General features: G+C 72.3%; 6 protein-coding genes and 3 pseudogenes. 7 read left to right on the plus strand and 2 right to left on the minus strand.

Annotated features, from left to right (window positions below; all coding sequences use genetic code 11):
* The 5 genes and pseudogenes from SSOG_RS35300 to SSOG_RS35320 form a co-directional block, all read left to right on the plus strand.
* Positions 1–511: pseudogene (locus SSOG_RS35300) on the plus strand (LLM class flavin-dependent oxidoreductase); the annotation flags it as partial.
* Positions 508–1,815 (plus strand): NtaA/DmoA family FMN-dependent monooxygenase, encoded by a 1,308-nt coding sequence (locus SSOG_RS35305; RefSeq protein ID WP_009719057.1) that lies wholly within the window; start codon positions 508–510, stop codon positions 1,813–1,815. The pseudogene SSOG_RS35300 and the gene SSOG_RS35305, both read left to right, overlap by 4 nt.
* Before the next feature lie 316 nt (positions 1,816–2,131).
* The gene (locus tag SSOG_RS35310; protein ID WP_009719058.1) at positions 2,132–3,037 is read left to right on the plus strand and encodes a S1 family peptidase; all 906 of its coding nucleotides are present in this window, start codon (positions 2,132–2,134) and stop codon (positions 3,035–3,037) included.
* A 183-nt stretch (positions 3,038–3,220) separates the two neighbouring features.
* Positions 3,221–4,171: pseudogene (locus SSOG_RS35315) on the plus strand (slipin family protein).
* Positions 4,172–4,431: 260 nt separating this feature from the next.
* Positions 4,432–5,508 (plus strand): S1 family peptidase, encoded by a 1,077-nt coding sequence (locus SSOG_RS35320; protein WP_039939414.1) that lies wholly within the window; start codon positions 4,432–4,434, stop codon positions 5,506–5,508.
* 104 nt (positions 5,509–5,612) lie between these two features.
* On the opposite strand, the gene SSOG_RS35325 is transcribed toward SSOG_RS35320, so the two are convergent.
* Positions 5,613–6,062, minus strand: a complete 450-nt coding sequence (locus SSOG_RS35325) for a subtilase-type protease inhibitor (protein ID WP_039939416.1) — start codon at positions 6,060–6,062, stop codon at positions 5,613–5,615.
* A gap of 344 nt (positions 6,063–6,406) precedes the next feature.
* Complete coding sequence (locus SSOG_RS35330; protein ID WP_009719062.1) at positions 6,407–6,859, minus strand: PPOX class F420-dependent oxidoreductase; 453 nt, start codon at positions 6,857–6,859, stop codon at positions 6,407–6,409.
* 221 nt (positions 6,860–7,080) lie between these two features.
* Between SSOG_RS35330 and SSOG_RS35335 the strand changes: the two genes are divergently transcribed.
* Positions 7,081–10,575 carry a DNA polymerase III subunit alpha gene (locus SSOG_RS35335; RefSeq protein ID WP_039939420.1) on the plus strand — a complete coding sequence of 1,165 codons (3,495 nt, stop codon included), beginning with the start codon at positions 7,081–7,083 and terminating at the stop codon, positions 10,573–10,575.
* A pseudogene (locus SSOG_RS35340) lies at positions 10,572–11,197 on the plus strand (Y-family DNA polymerase); the annotation flags it as partial. The gene SSOG_RS35335 and the pseudogene SSOG_RS35340, both read left to right, overlap by 4 nt.

Here is an 11,197-nt window from a genome sequence, read left to right on the forward strand (position 1 = left end):
GGTCGCCGTCGCCGCCACCGACCCGGTGACCTGGGACACCGCGGCCCGTTACGCCGACGTGGCCTACGTACGGGCGACCGACGCGGGGGCGGCGGGCCGGATCCGGGACGAACTGCGGCGCCGCGCGGCGGCGTACGGCCGGGACCCGGGCGCGCTCACCGTGCTCGCCGCCCTCGCGGTGGACCTGGGCGACGGCGAACGCGCGGCCGAACCCGCCCCGGCCCAGGGCCCGTTGACCGCCCTGGACGGTGCCCCGCCGCTGTACCGCGGGGGACCGGTCGACCTCGCGGACCTGATCGCCGGATGGCAGGACGCCGGTGCCGTGGACGGCTTCCACATCACCCCCGTCGTCCCGCGCCGCGACCTGGAGCGCTTCGTCAACGGCACGGTCGCGCTGCTCCAGCACCGCGGGCTGTTCCGCACCTTCTATCCCGGTACGACGCTCCGCGAGCACCTGGGGCTGCCGCGCCCGGCCAACCGCTACGCCCGCGCGAGGGAGGCAGCCCTGTGAACGACCGACAGCAGCCCCGGCAGATCCATCTGGCCGCGCACTTCCCCGGCGTCAACAACACCACGGTGTGGACGGATCCGAGGTCCGGGAGCCAGATCGACTTCTCCTCCTTCGACCATCTGGCGCGCACCGCCGAGCGCGGTCTGTTCGACTTCTTCTTCCTCGCCGAGGGACTGCGGCTGCGGGAGCACGGCGGCCGCATCCACGACCTCGACGTGCTGGGCAGGCCCGAGTCGCTCACCGTGCTGAACGCCCTCGCCGCCGTCACCGACCGGCTGGGTCTGGCCGCCACCGTCAACGCGACCTTCAACGAGCCGTACGAACTCGCCCGCCGCCTCGCCTCCCTCGACCACCTCAGCGGGGGCCGCGCCGCCTGGAACGTCGTCACCTCCTCCGACGCGTTCACCGGCGAGAACTTCCGGCGCGGCGGCTACCTCGACAGGGCCGACCGCTACACCCGGGCCGCCGAGTTCGTCGCCACCGCGCGCGAGCTGTGGGACTCCTGGCCGGAGGGCGGCGCGCCGCGCCCGTTCGCGCACCGGGGCGAGCAGTTCGACATCGAGGGGCGGTTCGGCGTACCGCGCTCCCCGCAGGGTCATCCGGTGGTCATCCAGGCCGGGGACTCCGACGAGGGCCGGGAGTTCGCTGCCTCCGCCGCCGACATCATCTTCACCCGGCACGGCGGCCTGGAGGCGGGCCGCGCGTTCTACGCCGACGTCAAGCGGCGGCTGGCGGCGTACGGCCGGGCGCCCGGGGATCTGAAGATCATGCCCGGCGTCACGTTCGTCCTCGGCGACACCGCGGCCGAGGCCCAGGAGAGGGCCGCCGAGATCCGGCGGCAGCAGGTCTCACCGCAGACCGCGATCCTCACCCTGGAACAGGTCTGGGGGGTGGACCTGTCCGGATACGACCCGGACGGTCCCCTTCCGGACATCGACCCGGACCCCGGCTCCCAGCTGGTCCAGGGCCGGGTGCGGCACGCCGATCCGCTGGCGATCGCCGCCAAGTGGCGGGCGCTGTCGGAGGAGAAGGGGCTGTCCATCCGGCAGACCGTCATCGAGACGACCGGGCGGCAGTCGTTCATCGGCACCCCGGAGGCGGTCGCCGGGGACATGGCGCGTTTCGTACGGGACGAGGCCGCCGACGGCTTCATCCTGGTGCCGCATCTGACCCCCGGCGGGCTCGACGAGTTCGTGGACCGGGTGGTTCCGCTGCTCCAGGAGCGGGGCGTCTTCCGCACCGCGTACACGGGCCACACCCTCCGCGACCATCTGGGGCTTTCCCGCCCGGCCGCCCCGGAGTAGGCGGTACCGGAGGCGACCGCACGGTGGCCGGGCCACGGGGCGGGGTCCCAAGTGGAACCCGGCGGCCACAGCGGTCGTCTCACGGGGTGCCCGAGGGGAAGGGCGCACTGCCCCGGCGGCCGAAAGGCGCCGGGGCCATGTGGCGTGTGCCCGGTGGCTTTCCGAATTGTCCTCTTGCCCTTTGCGGTCGTGGCCGCGAATACTTCCGGGCAGCGCTTGTCAGGGGCACGTCGGAAACTCCCGTCCGACGTGCTCGCTGACTGCGCCTCACGGGCCTGCCCACCCAAGCAGACCCCCGATTCCCTCGGAGGAAGAGTTGAGGATCAAGCGCACTACCCCCCACGGCTCCCGGGCGAGACGCATCGCACTCCTCGCCGCCACCTCTGCCCTGGTGGCCGGGACGGCGCTCGTCGCCCCCGCCGCCTACGCGGGGAACGACGCGGCCCGCACCTTCACCGCGGCCGAGGCGAAGGCGGCGGGCGACGCCGTGCTGGACGCCGATGTCGCGGGCACCGCCTGGTATGTCGACAAGGCGACCAACAGTCTGGTCGTCACCGCTGACAGCACCGTCTCCCAGAGCGAGATAGCCAAGATCAAGGACGCGGCGGGCACCAACGCCGACGCGATCGAGATCAAGCGCACCCCGGGCAAGATCAACAAGCTGATCTCCGGCGGTGACGCGATCTACGCGAGTAGCTGGCGCTGCTCGCTCGGCTTCAACGTACGCAACAGCAGCGGGGCGAACTACTTCGTCACCGCCGGCCACTGCACCGACGGTGCGGGCACCTGGTGGTCGAACTCCGGCAAGACCACCACCATCGGCCCCACGTCCGGCTCCAGCTTCCCGACCAACGACTACGGTCTGGTCCGGTACAGCGGCTCGGTCACCCCCCAGGGCGCCGTCGGCAGCCAGGACATCACCAGCGCCGCCAACCCGACCGTCGGCCAGACGGTCACCCGGCGCGGCAGCACCACCGGCACCCACAGCGGCCGGGTCACCGCGCTGAACGCCACCGTCAACTACGGCGGCGGCGACATCGTGTACGGCATGATCCAGACCACCGTCTGCGCCGAGCCCGGCGACAGCGGCGGCCCCCTGTACGCCGGTTCCACCGCCCTCGGCCTCACCTCCGGCGGCAGCGGCAACTGCACCTCAGGCGGCACCACGTTCTTCCAGCCGGTCGTCGAAGCGCTGAACGCGTACGGCGTGAGCGTCTACTAAGAAAGCGTCCACTAAGAAGAAGACACGGCTGGCGCACCGATCGACGCATGCCCCCGCCCGGGCCTTCCGGGCGGGGGTTCTCCGGTTTTCCACAGGTCTCCCAGGTCGGGCGGAGCGGGACTATCGTGGACATCGGTACCCCGGGTGGGGCATCGTTCGCGATACGGACGGCAGGTGGCCGTGATGCTCGATGCACTCGTGACAGTGGTGGTGATCCTGGCCTGTGCCGGTGTCGTCTGCGCCATGGCGGCGGCCCGCGTGGTCAAGCAGTACGAGCGGGGGGTGGTCTTCCGGCTCGGAAGGCTCCGCTCGGATGTCCGGGGGCCCGGCTTCACCATGATCGCTCCGGTCTTCGACCGGCTCCGCAAGGTGAACATGCAGATCGTGACGATGCCCGTGCCCGCCCAGGAGGGCATCACCCGCGACAATGTGACCGTGCGGGTCGACGCGGTCGTCTACTTCAAGGTCGTGGACCCGGCCGAGGCGATCGTCGCGGTCGAGGACTACCGCTTCGCGGTCTCCCAGATGGCCCAGACCTCGCTGCGTTCGATCATCGGCAAGAGCGATCTGGACGATCTGCTCTCCAACCGGGAGAGCTCAACCAGGGGCTGGAGCTGATGATCGACAGCCCGGTCGTCGGCTGGGGCGTCCACATCGACCGCGTCGAGATCATTGGACGTGTCGCTGCCGGAGACCATGAAGCGGTCGATGGCCCGCCAGGCGGAGGCCGACCGGGAGCGCCGGGCCCGGGTGATCAACGCGGACGCGGAGCTCCAGGCGTCGAAGAAGCTCGCCGAGGCCGCCGCGCAGATGTCCGAGACCCCGTCCGCCCTCCAGCTGCGGCTGCTCCAGACGGTGATGGCGGTCGCCGCCGAGAAGAACTCCACGCTGGTTCTGCCCATCCCGGTGGAGCTGCTGCGCTTCCTGGAGCGAGGCCAGCAGCCCCCGGAGGCGGCCCGGGCGAACGGCGGCGGCGCCAAGGAACCGGTGTCCGCCGGGCAGTCCGCCGCGCAGGAGGCGGCTCCGCCCGCCGCGCAGGAGGCGGTCCCGCCCGCTCCGGCCGTCCCCAGGCTGACGGAGCGCGAACCGGAGCGCGAACCGAAGCATGAATCGGAGCGTGTAGTGGAGCGCTGACCCGCGCATCAACCCCGTGCCCGCGTGCCCGTTCGAGGCGCGCGGGCACCATCATGTCCTGATATGAGGATCTACGCTCCATAAATTTCACGCAGATGACGTGAACGCGGTCTTGTGCGCCCCCTGCCGCGCTGGGAATACTCGGCGGCGCAATTTGGCATGGACGCGCTCCCGCACGGGCAGGCGCGCCCCGTGCCGTACGCCCTCCGGGCCGGGCACCCCACTGCCAACGGCCCAACCCCCCACTGGAGGACCGAGAGTTGAAGCACCGCCGCATACCCAAGCGCCGTGCCGCCCTTGCCGGGGCCGGAGTCATGGCTCTGGCCGCCGCCGCCCTCACCTTGCAGAACGCCAACGCCGCCCCCACCGAGCCGCAAGCCCAGACGCTCTCGGTGAACTCCGCGGGCAAGCTCGCGAACACCCTGACCTCTGCGCTCAAGAGTGATGCCGTCGGTTCGTACTACGACGCCAAGGCCAAGAAGCTCGTGGTCAACGTGGTGAACAAGGCCGCCGCCGAGCGGGTCCGCGACGCGGGCGCCGAGGCCAAGGTGGTCGAGCACACGCTGGCCCAGCTGAAGCAGGCGCGCACCACCCTGAAGGACAAGGCGACCATTCCCGGCACCTCGTGGTCGGTCGACCCCAGAGCCAACAAGGTCGTCGTCACCGCGGACAGCAGTGTCAAGGGCGCCCGGATGGCCACGCTCAACAAGGTCGCGGAGAGCCTGGGCGACAAGGTCGAGGTGAAGCGCTCGGCCGGTAAGTTCTCCACCTTCCTGGCGGGCGGCGACGCCATCTGGGGCGGTGGCGGGCGTTGCTCGCTGGGGTTCAACGTGGTCAAGGACGGCGAGCCGTACTTCCTGACCGCCGGTCACTGCACCGAGTCCATCAAGAGCTGGTCCGACTCGCAGGGCGGTGACGAGATCGGGGCCAACGAGGGCAGCGACTTCCCCGGCAACGACTACGGCCTGGTCAAGTACACCAAGGACGTCGCGCACCCGAGCGAGGTGAACCTCTACAACGGCGACAGCCAGGCCATCTCCAAGGCCGGTGAGGCCACCGTCGGCCAGAAGGTGAAGCGCAGTGGCTCCACCACCCAGGTGCACGACGGCGAGGTCACCGGCCTGGACGCCACCGTCAACTACCAGGAGGGCTCGGTCAGCGGGCTCATCCAGACCAACGTCTGCGCCGAGCCCGGCGACAGCGGCGGCGCGCTCTTCGCGGGCGACACGGCGCTCGGTCTGACCTCCGGCGGCAGCGGTGACTGCTCCTCGGGCGGCGAGACGTTCTTCCAGCCGGTGCCGGAGGCGCTGGAGGCGTACGGCGCCAAGATCGGCTGACGCACCGACAGCTCGCGGCACGCGCCCGCACAGGGACAGGCCCCCGGACACCCGTGGACGGTGTCCGGGGGCCTTCGCTTCGCTCATTCGGCCCGGTCGGCGGCTCAGAACTCGTAGAGCTGGGTCACGGCCGCGTTCTTGAGGCAGTTGTTGGCGAAGGTGTGCTCGTACGACACCCGCTGACCGTCCCAGATGCCCTCCGCGGTGACGGTCACCGGCCGCCACTCCTTGGTGCACATCCGGCCGGACTCGGTCGCCTCGGTCAGCGTGGAGAACTCGCCGTTCACGGCGCGCAGTTCGGCGCAGGCTCGGGCGGGCGCCGGGTGGGTACCCGTGGGGGTGGGCTGACAGCTCAGCGTCACCGCGCGCTGTACGGCCACCGAGGACGCGTCGTCGGGTCCGTAGCCGACGGTGAGGACCAGCGCGGAGGGCGGGTACAGGCTCTTCGGCGTCGCGGGCTCGGCGTGGGCCGTACCGCTCACCCCCAGTCCGAGCGCGGCGCTCATGGCCAGCGCGGCTCCGAGGCCGCCGATCGCCCCTGTCGTCTTCCGCATATCGAACACTCCCTTGTTCGTGCTTGCAGATACCGGACGGAGTTCTACGCCCCGCGCATCGGGAACGCACGTTGATCGAGCACTTCCGGTCGCCGCAAGTAGTCATTCGGTGGCTCATTGTCGCGTGTGCAGGGTGTGGCCCTGGGGAACGCCGCGTGTCGACCGGGTGCGGGCAGGTGTGCGGGCCGGGGGAGTGTGACCGGTGTGCCGCGCCATCGAACGACAGTTCAGCGCCGCTCAAATCGATTCAAGCGCGCTCGGATGAGGAGTGGTCCGGGGGTGTCGGTGCGTGAGTGACGGCAGAGCGAGAATCTGCCAGGGCAAGCCGACCGTAACGGGACGAGTCAGTCGAGCCCGCCGCTGAGCGGACCGGTGTGGCGGCCCCAGCCGTACGCGCGGGAGACGCGCAGCCGCACCACCAGTCGGCGGTCCGCCACCATCGCGGCGCGGAACTCCTCCCAGTCCGGGTGGTCGCCCTGGATGGCGCGGTAGATCTCGACCAGCTCGTCGGCGGTGGCGTCGTGGGGGTCGGTCGTCACCGGTGTCAGCTCGGCGTCGCCCTCGGCCACCAGATAGGAGAAGCGGTCGCCGCTGGTGACGTAGAAGCTCGCGCGCGGATCGCGGCGCAGATTGCGGGTCTTGGCGCGGTCGTCGGTGACCGAGATGCGGATGAGGCGCTCGGCCGGGTCGTAGCTGTAGGCGACGTTGGACAGCTGGGGGCGGCCGTCGCGCTTGAGGGTGACGAGCGCGCCGGTGCGCTGTTCCCGCAGCAGGTCGAGCAGGGTCGGCTCCGTCATGGTGATCAGCATACGGGTGGCGATGGCCGATTTCCCGGGATGCGACACGCGGAATGAAGGGGGGATTTGCATGATTATGGTGTATATGGAAGCGCCGCGAGGGGTGGTCGGTGTCCGTCCGATGTCACTCGCACGCTTGTTCGAGAATGGGGTTAAGGTGGGGGCCGGGGAGGACGAGCAGAGCAGGATCGGCCAGGGGGTGTGACCAGCAGGAGGTGCGGATGCCAGGCTTCACGCATCTGCACACCGCCTCCGGGTTCTCCATGCGGTACGGCGCCGCGCACCCGGAGCGGCTGGCGGCGCGCGCCGCCGAGCGCGGCATGGACGCCATCGCGCTGACCGACCGCGACAGCCTCGCCGGAGCGGTGCGGTTCGCCCGGGCGAGTGAGGCCGCGGGGGTCAGGCCGCTCTTCGGGGTGGATCTGGCCGTCCAGGCGGAACTGCCGGACCCCGGGCGCACGGCCCGGCGGCGCACGCCGGTGCGCGGCGGGGCGTTCATCGACGAGTCCGCGCCCCGGGCGGTCTTCCTCGCCCGGGACGGCGCGGCCGGCTGGGCCGCGCTGTGCGGGCTGGTCTCCGCCGCCCACGCCGGGCTCGGCCACCCCGGCTCCGCCCGGACCAACGGCGACGGGCCGCCCCTGCTGCACTGGCGCGATCTGCTGAACGCCCCCGGGGCGCTCGCCCCGGTGATCGCGCTCCTCGGCCCGGACTCCGACGTCGGCCGCGCCCTGGCCGCCGGACGCCCCGACCGGGCCGCGCGGCTGCTCGCCCCCTGGCGTGAACTGTTCGGCGACGCGCTGCGTCTCGAGGCCGTATGGCACGGCCGCCCCGGCACAGGGCCCGGCTCGCTGCGGCTGGCCGCCCGTACCGTCGGCTTCGCCGCTGACCAGGGCGTCCGGGCCGTCCTCAGCAACGCCGTCCGCTACGCCGACCCCGGCGAGGGCCCGGTCGCCGACGTCCTGGACTCCGCCCGCAGGCTCATCCCCATCGACCCGCGCAATCCCGCCTCGCTCGACAGCGGGGAACGCTGGCTCAAGGGCCCGCGCGACATGGCGCGCGCCGCCGAGCGGATCGCGGAGGCGGCCGGTCAGCGGCGGGACGGCGCCCACCGGCTGCTGGAGGAGACCGCGCGCACCGCCGCCGCGTGCCTGGTCGACCCCGAGGACCACATCGGCCTCGGCACCGTCCACTTCCCCGAACCGCGCCTGGTCGGGGCGGGGCGGCGGAGTGCCGAGCGGGTGCTGCGGTCGCGCTGCGCCGCCGCCATGGTGCTGCGGGGCTACGACGGCGACCGGGCGCGCTGGGGGCGTCTGGAGGACGAGCTGCGCACCATCGAACGGCTCGGGTACGCCTCGTACTTCCTCACCGTCGCCCGGGTCGTGGACGACACCCGGGCGCTCGGGGTACGGGTGGCCGCCCGGGGCTCCGGCGCGGGCTCGTTCGTCAACCATCTGCTCGGCGTCGCCCACGCCGACCCCGTGGCCTGCGGTCTGCTGATGGAGCGCTTCCTGTCGGTGCGGCGGGCCGCGCTGCCCGACATCGACATCGACGTGGAGTCGGCGCGCCGCCTCGACGTCTACCGCGCGATCTTCGACCGCTTCGGGGCGGAGCGGGTCGCGACCGTCTCGATGCCCGAGACCTACCGGGTGCGGCACGCCGTACGGGACGTGGGCGCGGCCCTCGGTATGGACCCGGCCGAGGTGGACCGGCTCGCCAAGTCCTTCCCGCACATCCGCGCCCGCGACGCGCGCGCGGCGCTCGCCGAACTGCCGGAGCTGAAGGAACTGCGAGAGGCGACCGCCGAGCAGGAACGCTTCGGCAAGCTCTGGGAGCTGGTCGAGGCGCTCGACGGCCTGCCCCGCGGCATCGCCATGCACCCCTGCGGGGTGCTGCTCTCGGACGCCGGGCTGCTCGCCCGTACCCCCATCGTGCCGACCAGCGGCGAGGGCTTCCCCATGTCGCAGTTCGACAAGGACGACGTCGAGGAGCTGGGGCTGCTCAAGCTCGACGTCCTCGGCGTGCGGATGCAGTCCGCGATGGCGCACGCGGTCGCCGAGATCCGGCGGGCGACGGGTAAGACCGTGGACCTCGACGACCCCGCGCAGGTCAGGCCCGGCGACCCGGCGACGTACGACCTGATCCGCTCCACCGAGACGCTCGGCTGCTTCCAGATCGAGTCGCCCGGCCAGCGCGATCTCCTCGGCCGGCTCCAGCCCGACTCCTTCCACGACCTCGTGGTCGATATATCGCTCTTCCGGCCGGGCCCGGTCGCCGCCGACATGGTGCGCCCCTTCATCGACGCCCGGCACGGCCGCCGCCCCGCCCGCTATCCGCATCCGGACCTGGAGGACGCACTGCGCGAGACCTACGGGGTCGTCGTCTTCCACGAGCAGATCATCAAGATCCTGTCGATCATGACCGGATGCGAACGGGACCTCGCCGACGAGGCGCGCCGCGCCCTGTCCGACCCCGAACGGCAGGGCCGGGTGCGGGCCTGGTTCCACGCCGAGGCGGGCCGGCGGGGGTACTCGGCGGAGGTGCTGGGCCGTACCTGGGAGATCGTCGAGGCGTTCGGTTCGTACGGCTTCTGCAAGGCGCACGCGGTGGCCTTCGCGGTCCCCACGTACCAGTCCGCCTGGCTCAAGGCCCACCATCCGGCGGCCTTCTACGCGGGACTGCTCACCCATGACCCCGGGATGTACCCGAAGCGACTGCTGCTGGCGGACGCGCGGCGGCGGGGCGTGCCGATCCTTCCGCTCGATGTGAACCGTTCGGGCTCCGACTATCGGATCGAACTGATGTCCGAGAATGGTGAGGTGGGCGTCCGGCTGGCGCTGAGCGACGTCCACGGCATCAGCGAGGCCGAGACGCGGCGGATCGCCGCCGGTCAGCCCTACTCCTCGCTCCAGGACCTGTGGCTGCGCGCCCACCCGGGACGGCCCGTCGCCGAACGGCTGGCCCAGGTCGGGGCGTTGGACGCGTTCGGTGCGGGCCGTCGCGATCTGCTGCTGCACATCGCCGAACTGCACCGGCAGCGCGCCGGTACCCATGACGAGGGCCAGCTGCTGCTGGCCGAAACCGGCCCGCCCGCCCCCGCCGGGCTGCCCGACCTCGACGAGGGTGAACGCCTCGGCGCCGAGCTGGGCATCCTCGGCATGGACGTCTCCCGCCATCTGATGGCCGACCACCGGACCTTCCTGGACGAGCTGGGCGCGATGCCCGCGAAGCGGCTGCGGTCGGCCCGGCATGGGGAGACGGTGCTCGTCGCGGGCGCCAAGGCCGCCACCCAGACCCCGCCGATCCGCTCCGGCCGCCGGGTCATCTTCACCACCCTGGACGACGGCACGGGCCTGGTCGACTGCGCCTTCTTCGACGACAGCCACGCCGCCTGCGCGCACACCGTCTTCCACTCCTGGCTGCTGCTGGTGCGCGGCGTCGTCCAGCGCCGCGGCCCGCGCAGCCTCAGCGTCGTCGGCTCGGCCGTCTGGAACCTCGCCGAACTGGCCCGGCTGCGCGGCGAAGGCGGCCTGGAAGCGGTCGCCGCCGAGCTGGCGGGCACGGGCCCCGACGAGAGCGAGGCCGAGGCCGACTCCGGTCGCCGCATCCAGCTGTCCACCGGCTACGCCATGCACCCCTGGGCCGACCTCAGGCCCGCGGGCGACCAGTCCGGCACCGGCCGCAAGCTGTGGCACTCGAGCCCGGGGAGCGCGGGATGAGCACGAAACCGACCGACGAATCCCCGCCCCCGACGGCCGCCGTCACCCCGGCGCCGCATGTGCTGTACGTGCGGTTCCAGGGCCGACGCGCCGCTCGCCGAGGATGTCTATCAGGGGCTGCTCGCGCTGCTCGGCGAGGTGACGCCCGTCGTGGAGGCGCTGCCGCCCGATGCCGCGCTCGCCGATGTCCGGGGTGCGCTGCGGTACTTCGGGCGGGACGCGGCGGGGCTCGCGGAGATCGTACGGGTACGGGCGCTGGCCCGGTACGGCGTCGACTGCACCGTGGGCGTCGCGGCCAACCCCATGCTCGCCCGCATGGCCGCCCACGACGCCCCGCCGAACACGCCCGGCGCGGTCCGTACCGTCCCCGGCGACCCCGACGCCGTCGCCGGTTTCCTGGCCCGTAAGCCGCCCATCGCCCTGCCCGGCGTGGGCGCCGCGACCGCCAGGGCCCTGTGCGCGTACGGGCTCGACAGCACCGAGCGGATCGCCGCCGCGCCGCAGGCCACGCTCCAGCGGATCCTCGGCGCGGCGACCGCGCGCCGGGTGCACGCCTGGGCGCACGGCATCGACCCCGCGCCCGTCACCCCCCTTTCTCCCCCGCCCGCGCCATGGGCGCCGA

Source organism: Streptomyces himastatinicus ATCC 53653 (genome assembly GCF_000158915.1).
In the GTDB taxonomy this organism is placed as follows: domain Bacteria; phylum Actinomycetota; class Actinomycetes; order Streptomycetales; family Streptomycetaceae; genus Streptomyces; species Streptomyces himastatinicus.